A 17,812-nucleotide genomic window follows, 5' to 3' on the forward strand; every position below is an offset into this window, starting at 1 on the left:
CGAGTGATAAAAAGCTCGCATTGTTAACGTCGACACAACAGGAGAACGCTATGTCTCACACTATCTCGCTGGCGCTGGAAGGCCTTTCCTGCGGCCACTGCGTCAAACGCGTTAAAGAAGCGCTCGAACAGCGCGACGATGTCGAACAGGCCAGCGTCACGCAGCAGGAAGCGCAGGTCGTCGGCAGCGCCGACGCCGCCGCGCTGATCGCAACGGTGGAAGAAGCGGGCTATCACGCTACGCTCAGCGGCGACAGCCACCCAAAGCCTGAGCCGTTGACAGCTTCAGAGCCGCCGCCGGAGGCGCTGACAACGGTGGTGGAAACCGAACCGGCACAGCAGCATGAAAGCGCGCAGTTTCTGCTTATCGAAGGCATGAGCTGCGCCAGCTGCGTCAGCCGGGTTGAGAAGGCGCTGGAAAAAGTGCCTGGCGTGACCCAGGCGCGCGTCAACCTTGGCGAACGCAGCGCGCTGGTGATGGGCGACGCCTCTGCGCAGCAGCTGGTCGAGGCGGTCGACGCGGCGGGCTACCACGCTCAGCCGGTGCAGGATGAACAGGAGCGGCGCGACAGGCAGCAGAGCAGCGCGCGCAAGGCGATGCGCCGCTTTAGCTGGCAGGCGGCGCTGGCGCTGGCGTTCGGCGTGCCCCTGATGTTCTGGGGCATGCTCGGCGACAATATGATGCTCAGCGACGCCAACCGCACGCTCTGGCTCGCTATCGGCGCCGTCACGCTGCTGATTATGGCGGTCGCTGGCGGCCACTTCTACCGCAGCGCGTGGCGCAGCCTGCGCAACGGCAGCGCCACAATGGATACGCTGGTAGCGCTCGGCACCGCCGCCGCCTGGATCTACTCCATCAGCGTCGCCCTCTGGCCCGCCTTTTTCCCCGCCCAGGCGCGACATCTCTATTTCGAAGCCAGCGTGATGATTATCGGCCTGATTAATCTCGGCCACGCGCTGGAGCAGCGCGCGCGCCAGCGCTCCTCTAAAGCGCTTGAGCGGCTGCTCGATTTGACGCCCGCGCAGGCGCGCCTCGTTAGCGAGCAGGGCGAAATGCTGGTGCCGCTCAGCGCGGTGCAGCCGGGCATGACGCTGCGCCTGACTACGGGCGATCGCGTGCCGGTGGACGGCGAGATTACCGAGGGCGAAGCCTGGCTTGACGAGGCGATGCTGACCGGCGAAGCGGTGCCGCAGGGCAAACGCGCTGGCGACAAAGTCTACGCCGGGACGCTGGTGCAGGACGGCGCGGTGCGCTTCGTGGCGCGCGCCACCGGCCAGCACACCGCGCTGTCGCGCATTATTCATCTGGTGCGTCAGGCGCAGAGCAGCAAGCCGGACGTGGGTCGCCTTGCCGACCGTATCTCGGCGGTCTTCGTGCCGGTGGTGGTCGCCATCGCCCTGATTAGCGCCGCCATCTGGTATCTGTTCGGTCCGCAGCCGCAAATCGCCTATACGCTGGTCATCGCCACTACGGTGCTGATTATCGCCTGTCCCTGCGCGCTGGGTCTGGCGACGCCGATGTCGATTATCGCGGGGGTCGGGCGCGCCGCCGAGCTGGGCGTGCTGGTGCGCGACGCCGACGCGCTGCAGCGCGCCAGCCGCATCGATACGCTGGTCTTTGATAAAACCGGCACGCTGACGGCCGGCACGCCGCAGCTCGACGAGGTGCTGACGTGGCACGGCTGGTCGCGCGAGGCGGTGGTGCAGACCGCCGCCGCGCTGGAGCAGAACGCCAGCCACCCGCTGGCGCAGGCGATTACCAACGCAGCGGGCGCGGCGGCCACGGGCGAAATAGCGCAATTTCGTACAATACGCGGCAAAGGCGTCAGCGGCATACTCGACGGCAAGCCGCTGCTGCTGGGCAATGCGGCGCTGATGCAGGATAACGCTGTCGCGCTGCAACAGGCGCAGCCGGATATCGAGCGGCTGTCGCGTCAGGGCGCGACGCCGGTGCTGCTGGCGCAGGACGGCGAGCTTGTCGGCCTGATTGCGCTGCGCGACCAGCTGCGTCCCGAGAGCAAAGCGGCGCTGGCGCGGCTGCGTCAGGCGGGCTACCGCCTGATGATGCTGACCGGCGATCGCGAAGAAACCGCGCGCGCCATTGCGCAGGAGGCGGGCATCGACGAGGTGATCGCCGGCGTGCTGCCGGAAGCGAAGGCGCAAACTATCGCCGCGCTGCAGCAGCAGGGACGCCGCGTCGCCATGGTCGGCGACGGCATCAACGACGCCCCGGCGCTGGCGCAGGCGGATGTCGGCATCGCCATGGGCGGCGGCAGCGACGTGGCGGTGGAAACCGCGCCCATTACCCTGATGCGCGCCGATCTTAACAGCGTCGCCGACGCGCTGGCGCTCTCCAGCGCGACGCTGCGTAATATTCGTCAGAATTTGCTGGGCGCCTTTATCTACAACAGCCTGGGCATTCCGCTGGCGGCAGGCGTGCTCTATCCGCTGACCGGCGCACTGCTCAGTCCGGTAGTGGCGGGCGCGGCGATGGCGCTGTCGTCGATTACCGTGGTCGGCAACGCCAACCGGCTGCTGCGCTTTCGCCCGACGACGCGACAATAGCCGCTAATGCCCTGTTTTTCAGCGGCGGGAATCGCTAGCATGGCGTTTTGACTCAGTAAGGACGGGGCATGACAGGCAGCATATGGCGCAGTGTGCAGGGGCTGGCAGGCAGACTTTTTCCCGCCAGCTATCGCTGGCCAGCCCAGGATATTCGGCTGGACGATCGCCTGCTGCATCTGGTCGGCAGCATTCATATGGGCACGCGCGATATGCAGCCGCTGCCCGCGCGTCTGCTGCGGCAGCTGGATAAAGCGGATGCCTTGATTGTCGAGGCGGATATTACGCAGGGCGGCTCGCCGTTCGACGATATCGACCTGCGCGATCCGCTGGAGACGCGCCTGGCGCCGGACGAGCAGGCGCGGCTGGCGGCGCTGTGCGGCGAACTGCACCTGTCGCTGACGATGTTCGACGCCCTCCCCGCCTGGCAAATCGCGCTGATGCTGCAGGCGCAGCAGGCGCAGCGGCTGGGTCTGCGTCCCGATTACGGCATCGACTTCCAGCTGCTGCAGGCGGCGAAAACGTTGAATAAGCCGGTCATTGAGCTGGAAGGTGCGGAGACGCAAATCGCGCTGCTCAAGTCCCTGCCGGATGACGGCATGGCGCTGCTGAAAGATACGCTGACGCACTGGCATACCAACGCGCGGCTGCTGCAGATGATGGTGAGCTGGTGGCTGGATACGCCGCCGCGTGAGCCGCGCATCGTTTTGCCCTCGACCTTCAGCACGGCGCTCAACGATACGCTGATCGCGCAGCGCAACGCGCAGTGGTGCGAGCGGCTGCAAGCCTTGCCGGCGGGGCATTACGTGGTGGCGGTGGGCGCGCTGCATCTCTATGGCGACGAGAATCTGCCTCAGCTTTTACGGCGCTAGAAAAAAAAGCAGGCCGGTATTGCTATCGGCCCGTCAAAGAGGAATTTGTTTATGATTTTGGTTATCGCTCAGCCTTTCGGCTGGCGCGGGAACCATTCTCACGCAAAGCACAAACTTTCGCCACCATTAATTTATTTAATTTAGGAATGGGATTTTTCCTATAAGGAGAAGTTTATGACGCCTGCCGTAAAACTGCTGGAAAAACAAAAGGTCCCCTTTACTCTTCATCCTTATGAGCATGACAGCCAGGAAACCAGTTTTGGCGACGAAGCAGTGCGCAAACTTAATCTGGACGCGCGGCAGGTCTATAAAACGCTGCTGGTGGCGCTTAACGGCGACGCGAAACATCTGGCGGTGGCGGTTACGCCGGTCGCCAGCCAGCTCGATTTGAAAAAGGTGGCGAAAGCGTTAGGCGCGAAGAAAGCGGATATGGCCGATCCGCAGCTGGCGCAGCGCGTGACCGGCTATCTGGTCGGCGGCATCAGCCCGCTGGGCCAGAAAAAGCGGCTGCCGACGGTGATCGACCGCTCCGCCGCCGACTTCGCCACGATTTTCGTTTCCGGCGGCAAGCGCGGCCTGGATCTGGAGCTGGCAGCGCAGGATCTGGCGCGCCTGCTCGACGCGCCGCTGGCGGATATCGCGCGACGCGACTAGCTGCGCGGCTGGGCGCAGAGCTGGTCGATCATCCAGCGTCCCGCCGGTCCCGGCGGATTGCGGCGCGACCAGATCGCCTCTACCGCGATTTGCTGCGGCCAGCCCGGCAGCGCAAGCTCCTGCAGTAGCCCATGACCAAACTGCGTAACCAGCCAGCGCGGCAGAACGCTCCAGCCAAATCCCTGCTCCGCCATTTCCAGCAGCAGCAAATAGGTCGGCGCCGACCAGACGCGTCCCGGCGGCGCAATCGCGTGCGGCTCGACCCAGGTGTTGAGCCGCAGCTGGCGCACCTGCTCCAGCGCGCTTTCCGTCAGGCCAGTGTGCTGCGCCAGCGGATGATCGCGATGAATATAGATGGCCATTTCCGCATTGACCTGCAGCCGCGCGACGGCGATATCGGGCGGCAGCGCGGGCTGGGCGCGCACCACGCCCAGATGTACCCGTCCCGCCTGTAGCAGATCCAGCACGTCTTCATCTTCGGCGATCATGCACTCCAGTTCGATCTCCGGGAAACGCGCGTCGAACTGTTTCAATAGCTGCTCATGGTGTTGGGTCTGCCAGAAGTCCGATACGGCGAAGCTGAGGCGCGGCTCGATTCCCTGCGCCAGACGGATAGCCAGCGCGTCGAGCCGCTCGCTGGCAGCCAGGATCTGCTGCACCTGCGCCAGCGCGCCCCTGCCCTGATCGGTCAGGATCGGCTGACGTCCGCTGCGATCGAACAGCTTAAAGCCGAGATCGTCCTCCAGCCCGGCAACCGCCGTGCTGATAGTTGACTGGCTTTTGCCCAGCGCGCGCGCCGCAGCGGAAAAGGAGCCGCTGCTGACGGTCTGCACAAAAGCCTCTAAGGATTCCGGTGAGTAACGCATTTCATCCATCGCTTTTATCGATAGGTCATCATTTTATCTTATCACCCGGAGATGACAGAATGCGCGCCTTACTGTTGGAGGTTGATAATGCGTACCCGTTCGCTGAAAGAACGCTTTTTACATGCGCTGGGGTTTGAAACTCTGGCGATCCTCACCGTTTCGCCGCTGGCTGCCTGGGCAATGGATAAGCCGCTGTTTGAGATGGGCGCGCTGGCGCTGATGCTCTCAACCGTCGCGATGCTGTGGAATATGATTTACAACGCCATTTTCGACCGTATCTGTCCGCCAGGCAGGGTTCATCGCGGCGTGCTGATCCGCGTCCTGCACGCGCTGCTGTTTGAAGGCGGCTTTATTTTGATCGGTTTGCCGATTGCTGCGTGGATGCTCGGCATTTCGCTGTGGCAGGCGTTTCTGCTGGAGGTGGCCTTTTTCCTGTTTTTCCTGCCCTACACCATGGCGTACAACTGGGTGTGGGACAGGCTGCGTCCGCGCTGGTTTGGGCGTAGCGCCTGCGAGGCATGACCTCTCAGGCGGCTACAATATCAAACAGCGGGTAGTATGGACCGAGGAGCAAAGCGTCCCGCGACAGGGATATCGCCAGGGGTTACGGCGCGTTATGCGCCGTTTCCCGTCCCCATGGCCAGAGCCACGCCAGAATCATCTGCGGATAGCTGCGCTTATGCGACTTTTCACGCGCCTTTTTCTCCGCTTCCGTGAGCCTGTGGATCGCATCCGTTGGCGCATAGTCGGTGGCTTTTAGCGGCGAATGGGCTTTGACATAGTCGCGCAGCACCTCGGCGTCGATATCTCCCGGATTCTGATAGCCCGGATGGGTATCGAGGCGCGGATAGCCGTCGCCGCCTGCGGCGTTAAAGCTGTTGGTCGCCATGCGGTAGGTTTTATCCTCCTGCAGCGGCTGGCCGTTTATCCGCACATCGCTTACCGTGCTGCCGTCCGCCACCAGGCTGACGTGCGCAAACTGCGCAAAGCCGCCCGTATCAGGCTTGATGTTCGCCACCACGTCGAGATATTTCTTCACCTCGGCGCCGGTTAGCGTCACCGACACCACCTGATTGCCGAACGGCTGCACCTGCAGCAGATCGCGCCAGCTCAGCTTGCCTGCCGGCAGCGAGGCGCGAATGCCGCCGCCGCTCATCACCGCGAAGTCCGCCTGGGTTTTCGCCATCTGCGCGCGCAGAATCAGCTGTCCGAGATTGGTCTGGGTAAAACGCACCTGCTCGCGCTCGCCGTCAAACGGCCCCGCCGCGCTGCCGACGGCGACGTTCAGATGTGCCTCGGCCCGTTTCTGATAAGGCATCAGCAGCTTCATCATGGCGGTATTTTTCGGGATCTCCTGCTGATACGTCAGCCAGGTCTCGCTGCCGTCAGCGTTTTTGATCTGATGCTTGAGGTTGACCGGCACCAGCGCGTAGGACTCCAGCGCCACCTCGCCGTTGCGCCAGGTAAAATCTCCGCGTCCCACATATTCGCCCCACTGCCCCGCCTGCATGATCCAGACGCCGTTCTGCTTGTCTGGCTGGCAGGCCGCGCCTGGCTGCCAGGCCTTTACCCGTTCGTTCTCTTTCGCCATGCAAAGCGTATCGTGCGAATGGCCGCCAACGATCATCGCGACGGTGCCGGGCGGCAGGCTGCGCGCCAGCGTCACGTCGCCAGGGGCGTTGCTGCCATGCTCGCCGTTGTCGTCATAGCCGAGATGGCTCAGCACCACGATAACGTCAGGCTTCTCGCCTGCGCGTAGCTCCGCCACCGCTTTTTCCGTTTCGCTCACCGGATCGCGGAACTCGATATCGCGCAGATGCGCCGGATTCGCCAGCTTAGCGGTATCGGGCGTCGCCAGGCCCAGCACGGCGATCTTCAGCCCCATACGATTGAAAATCGCCCAGGGTTTGAAGAGCCGCTGGCCGGTGCTTTTCTGGTAGAGGTTAGCGGCGAGAAAAGGAAAACGCGCCCAGCTCTCCTGCTTGCGCAGCACCTCGAGCGGATGGTCGAACTCGTGATTGCCGAGCGCCATAGCGTCATAGCCGATCAGGTTCATGCCGCGAATATCGGGCTCCGCCTCCAGCGCGTCCGACTCTGGCACGCCGGTGTTGACGTCGCCCGCCGAGAGGATCAGCGCGCCGCCGCCTTTGGCCTGCACGTCGTAGCGCAGCGTATCCATTAAGGTCTTTTGCGCCGCCAGGCCATATTCGCCCTGCGCGCTGTACCAGAAATGACCGTGCTGGTCGTTGGTGTGGAGAACGCTAAAGCGGTAAGTGCGATCCGGCTCGGCAGCCTGAGAAAGCAGGGGGGTCAGCGCCAGCAGCGCAAGGCCGGTGGTAGCCCATCGTGATAACAGCAAAGCCTGTCTCCTTATTTTAAGCAGTCCCGTTCCGGGTGGTGTCAGCATGCTGACCCACTGTGTCGCATATTCCACTGTTTAACTCAAGATGAAACGCCGCTATCGCTGGCACTGAATTTCTTTTAACACTCATCGCCAAAGAAGAATCGAAGCGCTAAAGCTGGCGCAAAGCTCTGCCTGAGGTCGGCTGGCGCCCTTCGGGACGCATTCCAGCGCGATAGTGGTCATCAGAACGCCATTTTTCAGGAGGATATTGTTATTACGCGCCGCGCAATCTTGCTTCTTTACGGCTCAGATTGACGAAAACAGAGAAAAACAGCGATTCGACTCCGCTTTCCTCTTATTTTCAAACTTTTTTCTTATTATCCCGCAAATAGCACAGCGAAAATTAGCACATTGCCTTAAACTTAATTGTTACAGGCAGATACATTTGCACACAAGGAGACAGGCATGCATCACACCACACCGCTGATCACCACCATCGTCGGGGGGCTGGTCCTGGCGTTTCTCCTTGGCATGCTCGCACAGCGGCTACGCATTTCGCCGCTGGTCGGCTATTTGCTGGCGGGCGTGCTGGCTGGACCTTTTACGCCGGGCTTTGTCGCCGATACCAATCTTGCGCCGGAGCTGGCGGAGCTGGGCGTTATTCTACTGATGTTCGGCGTCGGGCTGCACTTTTCGCTGAAGGACTTAATGGCGGTAAAGAGTATCGCCATTCCCGGCGCGGTGGCGCAGATCGCCGTCGCCACGCTGCTGGGAATGGGCCTCTCCGCATGGCTGGGCTGGTCGCTGATGACCGGACTGGTGTTCGGTCTTTGTCTCTCCACCGCCAGTACCGTGGTGCTGCTGCGCGCGCTGGAAGAGCGTCAGCTGATTGACAGCCAGCGCGGCCAGATCGCTATCGGCTGGCTGATTGTTGAGGATCTGGTGATGGTGTTGACGCTGGTGCTGCTGCCCGCTATTGCCGGCATGCTGGAACAGGGCAACCCCAGCCCGCAGCTGCTGGCGTGGGATCTGCTGCTCACCATCGGCAAGGTCGCCGCCTTTATGGTGCTGATGATGGTGGTGGGCCGCCGCGTAGTGCCATGGATCCTGGCGAAAAGCGCCGCCACCGGCTCGCGCGAGCTCTTCACCCTGGCAGTGCTGGCGCTGGCGCTCGGCATCGCCTTCGGCGCAGTGGAGTTTTTCGACGTCTCTTTTGCCCTCGGCGCTTTCTTCGCCGGCATGGTGCTGAACGAGTCAGAGCTGAGCCATCGTGCCGCCCACGATACGCTGCCGCTGCGCGACGCCTTCGCGGTGCTCTTTTTCGTCTCGGTAGGCATGCTGTTTGATCCGATGATCCTGGTGGAGCAGCCGCTGGCGGTGCTGGGCGCGCTGGTGATTGTGGTGCTGGGCAAATCTGTCGCCGCCTGGCTGCTGGTGACGCTGCTGGGCCATTCGCGCCGCACCGCGCTGACTATCTCTGTCAGCCTGGCGCAGATCGGCGAATTCGCCTTTATTCTGGCCGGACTCGGCATCTCCCTCAACCTGCTCAGCAGCGAGGGGCGTAACCTGGTGCTGGCGGCGGCGATCCTCTCGATTATGCTCAACCCTATCTTGTTCAGCCTGCTGGAGCGATTCCTGGCGAGGAGCGAAAGTCGTCAGGCGCAGGCGCAGGAAGAGGCGGTTGAGGAGGAGAAGCAGATTCCGGTGGATATCTGCCATCACGCGGTCATCGTCGGCTATGGCCGGGTCGGCAGCCTGCTGGGCCAGAAGCTGCTGGAGGCGGACGTGCCTTTCGTCGTCGTGGAGAACTCGCGCGCGCGCGTCGAGGCGCTGCGCGAACAGGGCATTCGCGCGGTGCTCGGCAATGCGGTGCGCGCCGAGACCATGGAGCTGGCGCGGCTCGACTGCGCGCGCTGGCTGCTGCTGACCATTCCCAACGGCTTCGAGTCGGGCGAGATCGTCACCACCGCGCGCGAGAAGTTTAACGACATCGAGATTATCGCGCGCGCGCACTACGACGATGAAGTGGAATACATTATGGCGCGCGGCGCCACGCGCGTCGTGATGGGCGAGCGCGAGATCGCCAGCAGCATGCTGCATATGCTGGAGGCGGAGATCGCCGAGCGCCCTATCGTACGCGAGTGCCCGATTTAAGCTGCAGAGGCAGAGCGCCGTTTTACCACGACGCCCGCGCGGAAAGAAAGCAGGCTCCGGCAGGCGCCTGCCCTCTTCCTGCAAGGCTTAACGATCCCAGTAGGACTCTTCCAGGCTGTCTTCGCGCTCCGGCAGGCCGCGCGTCAGACGCGGCGAATGCTGGTTAAGCACCTGATAGCTGACGCGGTTGGCGTACTTGCACACCTGCGCCAGCGACGAATAGGTCAGGTATTCGCGCGCATGCTTGCTGGAATTCGGCACTTTTTGCCGATGGTAGTTATTCGCCGTGATGTCGTGCAGCAGCGCCGCCAGCGCGCCGTCGCCCGCGCCGTTGGTGTTCATGATTTTCTCCGGTCCGCCCATATAGGGCGCAATATGGGAGAAGATGCGCAGCGGCTGCTCGCACTCCTGCTGACGCATGGCGCGGCTGAACTCATACTGGTTGAACTCCGCGATCGCGCCAGGCAGCAGCGGATGATTGGTTTTGCGCTTGAACGCTTCCTCGGTGTAGCCCGCCATATAGAGGCCGGTCGGACCGGCGGTGCAGAGCACCAGATCGACCCACTCCAGCGCCATATCGGCCGCGCGCAGCGGATCCGATTCCCCGGTCAGCGCCAGCGCCTCCTCTTCGTTCATCGCCACAATGGTGACGTGGTCGCGCAGAAAGTCGCGCCAGAACTGCGGGTTGTCGCCGATGACATACTTCGTGCCCAGCGTCAGCACCACCGGCACGTTGTGGCGTTTCGCGTACTCAATCGCCTGCAGGGTGGCCTGCGGCATCGGCTCGCCTTCGCCGCAGCGCACCAGGTAAGAGGTGAGCACCAGCGCCGACGCGCCGGCGATGACCGCTTCGGGAATGCTTTCGGCGCGCAGCTGGTTCATCTGCCCGGGACTGATGGCGAAGGTACGTTCGCCCTGCTCGCCGATCAGGGTAAAGCAGCGGCCAATGGCGCCGTCGACGCCCTGCAGATAGTTGAGATCGACCCGGCTGGAGGTGTTGCAGAGGTAGCGATAGGCGTAACCGCCGATCTGAATATTGCTGCACATCACGCCGAGCAGCACCGACCGGTCATCGGCCAGCACCGAGTAGTTGTGCAGCGTATTGCCGATGGTGCCGCCGGCGAACTGATGGCTAATCAGGTTATCGCGCAGCAGCTCGTGGTAGAGCGCTTCGGCAACGTCGTCGGCGATCACTAAGGAGTGCCCGGCGCTCAGGCCGTAGCGAACCAGAAAGGCGTCATCGACTTTGGCTTCGATATCCACCAGCGTCTGATCGATTCCCACGACCCAGCTGCCTTCTTCCACCTCCTGCGAGGCGGCGTGCAGCAAGGGATCGCGAGCGCTAACGGGAAAATAGTGTTTGGATTTGCGTTTGCCGGGAAATTTCATGATGGGCGCCGTCAGAAAAACAGGCGGAGGATGATAGCACATTCTCCGCCGCGGCTTTAACGACGCGCGTTGACCAACTGCACCATCATCTCGATGTGGGCCGCGTCGGCGTTGAGCGCCGGGATATATTCGAACTTTTCGCCGCCGCCATGCAGGAAGAACTCGCGGTTCTGCTCGTTGATCTCCTCCAGCGTTTCCAGGCAGTCAGAGGCGAAGCCCGGACTCATCACCTGCACATGCTTAATGCCCTTTTTCGCCAGACCCTGCATGGTTTCGTCAGTGTAGGGCTGCAGCCAGGGTTCGCGGCCAAAGCGCGACTGGAAGGTCATCATAATTTGGTCGTCGCGCAGGCCCAGCGCCTGCTGCAGCAGCGCCGTGGTATCGGCGCAGCGCAGCGGGTAGTCGTCGCCCTCTCTGGCGAAGCGCTGCGGAATGCCGTGATAGGAGAGCACCAGCAGGTCCGGCTGGCCGTGGGCCGCGAAAGAGCGCTCGACAGACTCTTTCAGCGCGGCGATATAGGCCGGATGTTCGGCGTAGTCGCGAATAAAGTTGATATCCGGCAGGGTACGCGCGGTTTTGAAGGCGCTGTAGAGACCATCCCACACCGCCGCCACCGTGGAGCAGGAGAACTGCGGGTAGAGCGGCAGCACGATCAGGCGCGTGACGCCCTGCGCCATCAGGCTGTCCACCGCGCTCTGCAGGCTGGGGTTGCCGTAGCTCATGCCCAGCGCCACCGGCATATCGACGCGCGCCGCCAGCGCCTCGCGCTGCTGCTTGCTATAGACCATCAGCGGCGAGCCGCCCTCCATCCAGACAGAGGCGTAGAGCTTCGACACGCGCGGCGAGCGAAACGGCAGAATGACGCCATTGAGGATCGGCCACCAGAGCCAGCGCGGCGTATCGACGACGCGAGGATCGCTGAGAAACTGTTTCAGATAGCGCTTTACAGCGGGAGTTGTGGGGGCGTCTGGCGTACCGAGATTAACCAGTAACACGCCGGGCTTGTCTTGCCTCATTGTTATTCCTTGATAGCGGAGATGCGTGAAAACAGGAGGAATTGTAGCGGAAAGCGGGAGAGGGAAAAGCAATTACTGCAAAAGGGGCTGGCACTGCCAGCCCCAACGGCGTTAGCCGAGAATGCGCGCCAGCTGCTTGCTGACCTCGGCGACCGGCTGGGTGCCGTCGATTTTGTGGTAAGCGGTGTTGCCCGCTTCCGCTTCTTTGCTGTAGTAGGCGATCAGCGGCGCGGTCAGCTGATGGTATTCCACCAGACGCTTGCGCACGGTCTCTTCCTGATCGTCTTTACGCGTGGTCAGCTCTTCGCCGGTGACGTCGTCCTGACCTTCCACCTTCGGCGGATTGTATTTTACGTGATAAACGCGGCCCGACGGCGCATGCACGCGGCGGCCGACGATGCGATCGACGATCAGCTCGTCAGGCACCGCGAACTCCAGCACGCTGTCAATTTTGATGCCCGCTTCTTTCATCGCGTCCGCCTGCGGGATGGTGCGTGGGAAACCGTCCAGCAGAAAACCGTTTTTGCAGTCTTCCTGCGCGATACGCTCTTTTACCAGCGCGATAACCAGCTCGTCAGTGACCAGTTTACCGGCGTCCATGATGGCTTTCGCCTGGTTGCCGAGCTCGGTGCCGGCTTTAACCGCCGCACGCAACATATCGCCCGTGGAGATTTGCGGAATGCCGTATTTCTCCATGATGAACTGAGCCTGAGTGCCCTTACCTGCGCCCGGAGCACCGAGCAGAATAATACGCATTGCGTAAATCCCCTTGCGAATCGCATTGATCAATCTAGAAGGCGAAGACCATACCATTATGACCCGCTCACCACAAGAAAGGCGCGGCTTCCTTGCCGGCAACGGCAGCCCGTTTCTCCATAAACGGCGACGGGCAGGCACGGCTACTCGCTTTTTTCAGATTCGCCGCCAGGATTGAACAGCGCCTGAACGCGCCTGAGGATGTGCGGCGTCAGGTTGGTTTGCTTGCGCGCGCCGCCGCGCTGGGTGGCGCGCACCAGCAGATAGCCCTGCTGCGGCCACAGCTCCAGATCGCTGGCGGGACTTAGCGCGGCCAGCAGCCTCGGCGGCAGCGAAAAGCTGGCGAACGGCATGCCCGGCGTATGGCTGGAGATGAGCGGCTGCGGCGCATTAAGACTGATCGCCTCGACGCTGGCGTGATTGTAAGGACGCCAGCCCTGCTCGCGCAGACGGCCCAGCGCGGCCAGCACCGGCGCCGCCAGCGGCAGGCCCTGTTCGAACAGGCGCAGCTCGCTGCGTACCAGGGTGCTGAAGTCGGCGGTGCGCAGCGCCACCAGCACCAGGCCGCCCGGCAGATCGGCATGGCGGTCGAGACGCGCCACGAAGAGGCCGGCGTGAGCGATCACCACTTCATGCAGCACGCTGGCGAAGCTTTCGCTGGCGTCGACCACGCCCTGCTGCATGGCCGCTTGCAGCGGCCGCACGCGGCCTTGCGGCAGCGCGACGTGGGCAACGAAACTGATATTCCCGGCCATCAGCGGCACGGCAGGCAAAACGTTCAGCTCCGTCACGGGATAGTGGGTAGCGTAGCGCGTCTGGTTGCGCGCCTGCTCCTGACGCAGAAACAGCTGGGAAAGCAGGATGCGCGCCACATGCAGCGAAGGGGCGAAGAACAGATCATACTGCTCCAGCCGGTAATGCCGTGACAACAGGGTGCGTAACCGGTCTCGCGCCTCGGAAGGTCGATCGGCCCAGGGATGAAATGCCATCGCGTCGTGGTTCTCTTTTATCGGTCAGGTGATGGCGGCAACAGCAGACCAGGCATAGCTTTGCCTGGCAGTCAACCCGCTATAATCAGCGGGCCAGGTTAGCGGAATGCGGCTGGACTTTAAAATGATATAAACTGACAATCCCTGTTAGGTTTTTACACAGGGGATGAGTATGACCCGGCTACCTCCGCTAAGGGCGCTGCACCATTTTCACCAGGCGGCGCTGCATAGCAGCTTTAGCGTGGCGGCCGAGCACCTGCACGTTACGCACAGCGCCGTAAGCCATCAGATTCGTCAGCTGGAGAGCTGGATGGGCAAGCCGCTTTTCGTGCGCACCAATGGACGCGTGAAGTTAACCTCGCACGGCGAGCGTCTGCTGCTCAGCTGTCAAAAAGCCTTTAGCGAACTCTCCACCACCTGCGCCAGCATTCGCACCGGTATGCGCCATCATCTCAGCCTTTCCTGCGCGCCGAGCTTTTTGTCGCAGTGGCTGATCCCGCGCATCAGCACCTTTTATCAGCGCTATCCCGATATCGAGATCCACTTTCAGGGGCAGATGGAGCTAAGCCAGCTGCGCAGCGAGCATATCGACGTGCTGATCCTCAGCTATGAGCAGCCGCCCGAAGGGGATATCGACGCGACGCTGATCGGCGACGACTATCTTGGGCCACTCTGCGCGCCGCTGTTCGCCTCGCGCTTTCGCTGCGCGCAGGATCTCGCTGCGCTTCCCCTGCTGCACGTCGATACGCGCCTGCACGCCTGGGCGGAGTGGGCGAAAAACGCCGAGGTGCGCGGCAATTTCTGGTCGGGTAAGCATTTCGACAATTTGACGCTCGGCATTCAGGCGGCGAAAAACGGACTGGGCGTGATTGTGGCGCCGCGGCTTCTGGTGCGCAAAGAGCTTGAAGAGGGAACGCTGATCGCCCCGCTCGGCTTTGTGCGCGCCGATCGCGCGACCTGGATGATGACCAAGGAGTCGCGGCGCAACGACGGGGAGATTACGCTGTTTCGCGACTGGCTGCGCGAGGCGGCGCAGCAGTAAGATCATACAGGCCACCCGCGACCGCATCGCTGTAAAAAAAGGCCGATGCATACGCACCGGCCTTCATGTCTGTAGCTGCGAGCTTACGCAGATAGCGCTGACCGATCGCAAAGTCGCTATTCGCATCCCTGCCGCTCGGCCCGCGACATCCTTGTCGCGGGACGCTTTGCTCTTCGGTCAGCGCTACCTGCGTTTTAGCAGACGCGTCGTCTGGAATAATCAGACATTGAGCGTTACTTAAGCCGTCAGCAGCTGATTCATTCGACGGATAAACTGGTTAGGATCGTCCAGCGTGCCGCGTTCAGCCAGCAGCGCCTGATCCAGCAGCAGCTCGACCCATTCGCCGAAGCGCGCGTCGTCCTGGGTATCCGCCACGCGTTTCACCAGCTGGTGGTCCGGGTTGATCTCGAAGATATACTTCACTTCCGGCACCGCCTGGCCCGCCGCGGCGAACAGTTTCGCCATCTGGGTACTCATCTCGTTGGCGTCGGTGGTAACGATAGCGGGCGTATCGGTCAGACGATGCGTCAGACGCACCTCTTTCACGCGGTCACCCAGCAGCGTTTTCACACGATCCACGAACGGCTCCAGCGCCTTCTCCGCCTCTTTCTGCTCTTCGCTCTCTTCATCCGCCAGCTTGCTCAGCGACTCGTCTGCCTTGCTGACCGACTGGAACGCCTTGCCGTCGAACTCGGTAAGATAGCTCATCATCCACTCGTCGATGCGATCGGAGAGCAGCAGCACCTCGATGCCTTTCTTGCGGAACAGCTCCAGATGCGGGCTGCTCTTCGCGGCGGCGTAGCTGTCGGCGGTGATGTAGTAGATCTTCTCCTGACCTTCCACCATGCGGCTCACGTACGCCTCCAGCGACACATTCTGCTCGGCGCTGTCGTTGTGCGTCGAGGCAAAGCGCAGCAGCTTCGCGATCGCTTCCTGATTGGCGCTGTCTTCCGCCGGGCCCTCTTTCAGCACCAGACCAAACTCTTTCCAGAAGGTCTGGTATTTCTCGGCGTCGTCTTTGGCCAGCTTCTCCAGCATCTGCAGCGTGCGCTTCGTCAGCGCGCCGCGCAGGGTCTGGGTGACGCGGCTGTCCTGCAGGATCTCGCGCGACACGTTCAGCGGCAGATCGCTGGAATCGATCAGGCCGCGCACGAAGCGCAGGTAGTTCGGCATAAACTGCTCGGCGTCATCCATAATAAAGACGCGCTGCACATAGAGCTTCAGGCCGTGCTTGTGATCGCGATTCCACATATCGAACGGCGCGCGCGACGGGATATAGAGCAGGCTGGTGTACTCCTGCTTGCCCTCGACGCGGTTGTGGCTCCAGATGGCGGGATCGCTAAAGTCGTGCGCGATATGCTTATAGAACTCGTTGTACTCTTCGTCGCTGATGTCAGACTTGTTGCGCGTCCACAGCGCCTGGGCTTTGTTGATCTTCTCCCAGGTGGTGGTGTCGTTCTCTTCGTCTTTGCTTTCAATCTCTACCGGCAGCGCGATGTGATCGGAATATTTGCCGATAATGCTGCGCACGCGCCAGGCGTCGAGGAACTCATCTTCGCCTTCGCGCAGATGCAGCGTAATCTCGGTGCCGCGATCGGCTTTGGTGATATCGGCGATGGTATATTCGCCTTGGCCCGCCGACTCCCAGAATACGCCTTCATCAGCCGCCGCGCCGGCCGCACGGGTGCGCACCGACACTTTGTCCGCCACGATGAACGCCGAGTAGAAACCGACGCCGAACTGGCCGATCAGCTGGCTGTCTTTCGCCTGGTCTGAGCCCAGCGATTCAAGGAAAGATTTGGTGCCGGATTTGGCGATGGTGCCCAGGTTCTCAATCACCTCGTCGCGACGCATGCCGATACCGTTGTCCGACAGCGTCAGGGTGCGTTTGTCCTTATCCACAGAGAGACGCACGCGCAGCTCGCCGTCGCCTTCATAGAGGCTGGCGTCCGACAGCGCGCGGAAGCGCAGCTTGTCGGCGGCGTCCGAGGCGTTGGAAATCAGCTCGCGCAGGAAAATCTCTTTGTTTGAATAGAGGGAATGGATCATCAGATGCAGAAGCTGTTTTACCTCTGACTGAAAGCCACGCGTCTCTTGTCCTTTCATGGTCATTGTTACCTCAACGGAATCAGGTTGAACGAACGTTGAGGTTGATGTGGGGATGGTGCGGAAAATTTCAAGCCGACGTCGTTAACGACGTCGGCAAGCGTTCAGAAAGTAATCTTGTGGCGTCCCGCCAGCGAGTGGGAGAGCGTGGTGCCGTCTACCATCTCCAGCTCGCCGCCAACCGGCACGCCGTGAGCGATGCGGCTGGCTTCGACGCCGTACTGGCCGCAGAGCTCGGCGATATAGTTGGCGGTCGCTTCGCCCTCAACCGTAGGGTTGGTGGCGAGGATCACCTCTTTCAGGGGCTCTTTCTCCAGCCGCTGCTCAAGTCGATCCAGCCCGATATCCTGCGGGCCGATGCCGTCCAGCGGGGAAAGATGGCCCATCAGCACAAAGTAGCGACCGGCGAACTGGCCGGTCTGCTCGATGGCGTGAATATCCGCCGGGCTCTCCACCACGCAGATTAGCCCATTCTGCTGACGCCGGGGATTGGCGCAAATGGTGCAAATTTCCTGCTCGGTGAAGGTGCGGCAGTCGGCGCAGTGGCCGATTTCGGACATGGCGCGCGTTAACGCCTGCGCCAGCCGCATGCCACCGCTGCGATCGCGCTGCAGCAGCTGAAACGCCATGCGCTGCGCCGACTTCGGCCCAACGCCGGGCAGGCAGCGCAGCGCCTCCATCAGAGATTCAAGCAGTGGACTGGTTTGCATCAGAACGGCATCTTGAAGCCGGGCGGCAGCTGCATGCCCGAGGAAACAGAGGCCATTTTCTCTTTCTGCGTTTCGTCGATACGGCGAGCGGCATCGTTGAATGCGGCGGCGACCAGATCTTCCAGCATATCTTTGTCATCTTCCAGCAGGCTGGGATCGATCTCCACGCGGCGGCAGTTGTGCGCGCCGTTGATGGTGACTTTCACCAGGCCCGCGCCCGATTCGCCGGTCACTTCCAGCGCGGCGATCTCTTCCTGCACTTTGGCCATTTTGTCTTGCATCTGCTGGGCCTGCTTCATCAGGTTGCCCAGTCCGCCTTTACCAAACATAGTTTTCTCTCTCAGCTAAGGCCG

General features: G+C 61.9%; 15 protein-coding genes. 6 read left to right on the forward strand and 9 right to left on the reverse strand.

What is annotated here, in order from left to right; all coding sequences use genetic code 11:
• The first annotated feature begins 50 nt into the window (after positions 1-50).
• The 3 genes from copA (at position 51) to ybaK (ending at position 4,087) form a co-directional block, all read left to right on the forward strand.
• Entirely contained in the window at positions 51-2,564 is a 2,514-nt protein-coding gene (copA, locus tag PVE98_RS14810) for a copper-exporting P-type ATPase CopA (protein ID WP_096072719.1), read from the forward strand.
• 68 nt (positions 2,565-2,632) lie between these two features.
• A complete protein-coding gene (locus PVE98_RS14815) occupies positions 2,633-3,433 on the forward strand; it encodes a TraB/GumN family protein (RefSeq protein ID WP_096072718.1) in 801 nt (266 codons plus the stop codon).
• 174 nt (positions 3,434-3,607) lie between these two features.
• A complete protein-coding gene (gene ybaK / locus PVE98_RS14820; RefSeq protein WP_033752649.1) occupies positions 3,608-4,087 on the forward strand; it encodes a Cys-tRNA(Pro)/Cys-tRNA(Cys) deacylase YbaK in 480 nt (159 codons plus the stop codon).
• Here ybaK and PVE98_RS14825 read toward each other — a convergent pair.
• Complete coding sequence (locus PVE98_RS14825; protein WP_096073876.1) at positions 4,084-4,953, reverse strand: LysR family transcriptional regulator; 870 nt, start codon at positions 4,951-4,953, stop codon at positions 4,084-4,086. The two genes, ybaK and PVE98_RS14825, sit on opposite strands and share 4 nt — an antisense overlap.
• 87 nt (positions 4,954-5,040) lie before the next feature.
• On the opposite strand from PVE98_RS14825, the gene PVE98_RS14830 reads away from it, so the two are divergent.
• Positions 5,041-5,475 (forward strand): multidrug/biocide efflux PACE transporter, encoded by a 435-nt coding sequence (locus PVE98_RS14830; protein WP_033752650.1) that lies wholly within the window; start codon positions 5,041-5,043, stop codon positions 5,473-5,475.
• A gap of 82 nt (positions 5,476-5,557) precedes the next feature.
• On the opposite strand, the gene ushA is transcribed toward PVE98_RS14830, so the two are convergent.
• Positions 5,558-7,312: a bifunctional UDP-sugar hydrolase/5'-nucleotidase UshA gene (gene ushA, locus PVE98_RS14835; RefSeq protein WP_096072717.1), complete on the reverse strand. Its 1,755-nt coding sequence runs from the start codon at positions 7,310-7,312 to the stop codon at positions 5,558-5,560.
• Between the two features lie 450 nt (positions 7,313-7,762).
• Here ushA and ybaL point away from each other — a divergent pair, with 450 nt between their 5' ends.
• Positions 7,763-9,451 (forward strand): YbaL family putative K(+) efflux transporter, encoded by a 1,689-nt coding sequence (ybaL, locus tag PVE98_RS14840; protein ID WP_096072716.1) that lies wholly within the window; start codon positions 7,763-7,765, stop codon positions 9,449-9,451.
• 87 nt (positions 9,452-9,538) lie between these two features.
• Here ybaL and PVE98_RS14845 read toward each other — a convergent pair whose 3' ends face one another.
• From PVE98_RS14845 to PVE98_RS14860, 4 genes are all read right to left on the reverse strand, one after another.
• Entirely contained in the window at positions 9,539-10,840 is a 1,302-nt protein-coding gene (locus PVE98_RS14845; RefSeq protein WP_033752654.1) for an inosine/guanosine kinase, read from the reverse strand.
• Positions 10,841-10,896: 56 nt separating this feature from the next.
• A complete protein-coding gene (gene hemH, locus PVE98_RS14850; RefSeq protein WP_096072715.1) occupies positions 10,897-11,856 on the reverse strand; it encodes a ferrochelatase in 960 nt (319 codons plus the stop codon).
• A 111-nt stretch (positions 11,857-11,967) separates the two neighbouring features.
• Positions 11,968-12,612, reverse strand: a complete 645-nt coding sequence (gene adk / locus PVE98_RS14855; RefSeq protein ID WP_033752657.1) for an adenylate kinase — start codon at positions 12,610-12,612, stop codon at positions 11,968-11,970.
• Positions 12,613-12,755: 143 nt separating this feature from the next.
• Entirely contained in the window at positions 12,756-13,601 is an 846-nt protein-coding gene (locus PVE98_RS14860; RefSeq protein WP_096072714.1) for a DUF6024 family protein, read from the reverse strand.
• A 172-nt stretch (positions 13,602-13,773) separates the two neighbouring features.
• Here PVE98_RS14860 and PVE98_RS14865 point away from each other — a divergent pair, with 172 nt between their 5' ends.
• A complete protein-coding gene (locus tag PVE98_RS14865; protein WP_048784546.1) occupies positions 13,774-14,643 on the forward strand; it encodes a LysR substrate-binding domain-containing protein in 870 nt (289 codons plus the stop codon).
• 237 nt (positions 14,644-14,880) lie between these two features.
• On the opposite strand, the gene htpG is transcribed toward PVE98_RS14865, so the two are convergent.
• From htpG to PVE98_RS14880, 3 genes are all read right to left on the reverse strand, one after another.
• Positions 14,881-16,755 carry a molecular chaperone HtpG gene (gene htpG / locus PVE98_RS14870; RefSeq protein ID WP_096072713.1) on the reverse strand — a complete coding sequence of 625 codons (1,875 nt, stop codon included), beginning with the start codon at positions 16,753-16,755 and terminating at the stop codon, positions 14,881-14,883.
• Between the two features lie 98 nt (positions 16,756-16,853).
• Complete coding sequence (recR, locus tag PVE98_RS14875; RefSeq protein ID WP_033752663.1) at positions 16,854-17,459, reverse strand: recombination mediator RecR; 606 nt, start codon at positions 17,457-17,459, stop codon at positions 16,854-16,856.
• On the reverse strand, positions 17,459-17,788 hold the full coding sequence (locus tag PVE98_RS14880) for a YbaB/EbfC family nucleoid-associated protein (protein WP_033752664.1): 330 nt from the start codon (positions 17,786-17,788) through the stop codon (positions 17,459-17,461). The genes recR and PVE98_RS14880 overlap by 1 nt, the downstream gene beginning before the upstream one ends.
• Between the last annotated feature and the right edge of the window lie 24 nt (positions 17,789-17,812).

The organism is Pantoea sp. GABEPS69 (assembly GCF_045780835.1).
In the GTDB taxonomy this organism is placed as follows: Bacteria; Pseudomonadota; Gammaproteobacteria; order Enterobacterales; family Enterobacteriaceae; genus Pantoea; species Pantoea septica.

Excerpts from the sequence above, each read along its gene's own strand:
- copA (WP_096072719.1), top strand. The coding sequence starts at position 51 with ATGTCTCACACTATCTCGCTGGCGCTGGAAGGCCTTTCCTGCGGCCAC.
- PVE98_RS14815 (WP_096072718.1), top strand. The coding sequence starts at position 2,633 with ATGACAGGCAGCATATGGCGCAGTGTGCAGGGGCTGGCAGGCAGACTT.
- ybaK (WP_033752649.1), top strand. The coding sequence starts at position 3,608 with ATGACGCCTGCCGTAAAACTGCTGGAAAAACAAAAGGTCCCCTTTACT.
- PVE98_RS14825 (WP_096073876.1), bottom strand. The coding sequence starts at position 4,953 with ATGCGTTACTCACCGGAATCCTTAGAGGCTTTTGTGCAGACCGTCAGC.
- PVE98_RS14830 (WP_033752650.1), top strand. The coding sequence starts at position 5,041 with ATGCGTACCCGTTCGCTGAAAGAACGCTTTTTACATGCGCTGGGGTTT.
- ybaL (WP_096072716.1), top strand. The coding sequence starts at position 7,763 with ATGCATCACACCACACCGCTGATCACCACCATCGTCGGGGGGCTGGTC.
- PVE98_RS14845 (WP_033752654.1), bottom strand. The coding sequence starts at position 10,840 with ATGAAATTTCCCGGCAAACGCAAATCCAAACACTATTTTCCCGTTAGC.
- hemH (WP_096072715.1), bottom strand. The coding sequence starts at position 11,856 with ATGAGGCAAGACAAGCCCGGCGTGTTACTGGTTAATCTCGGTACGCCA.
- adk (WP_033752657.1), bottom strand. The coding sequence starts at position 12,612 with ATGCGTATTATTCTGCTCGGTGCTCCGGGCGCAGGTAAGGGCACTCAG.
- PVE98_RS14860 (WP_096072714.1), bottom strand. The coding sequence starts at position 13,601 with ATGGCATTTCATCCCTGGGCCGATCGACCTTCCGAGGCGCGAGACCGG.
- PVE98_RS14865 (WP_048784546.1), top strand. The coding sequence starts at position 13,774 with ATGACCCGGCTACCTCCGCTAAGGGCGCTGCACCATTTTCACCAGGCG.
- htpG (WP_096072713.1), bottom strand. The coding sequence starts at position 16,755 with ATGACCATGAAAGGACAAGAGACGCGTGGCTTTCAGTCAGAGGTAAAA.
- recR (WP_033752663.1), bottom strand. The coding sequence starts at position 17,459 with ATGCAAACCAGTCCACTGCTTGAATCTCTGATGGAGGCGCTGCGCTGC.
- PVE98_RS14880 (WP_033752664.1), bottom strand. The coding sequence starts at position 17,788 with ATGTTTGGTAAAGGCGGACTGGGCAACCTGATGAAGCAGGCCCAGCAG.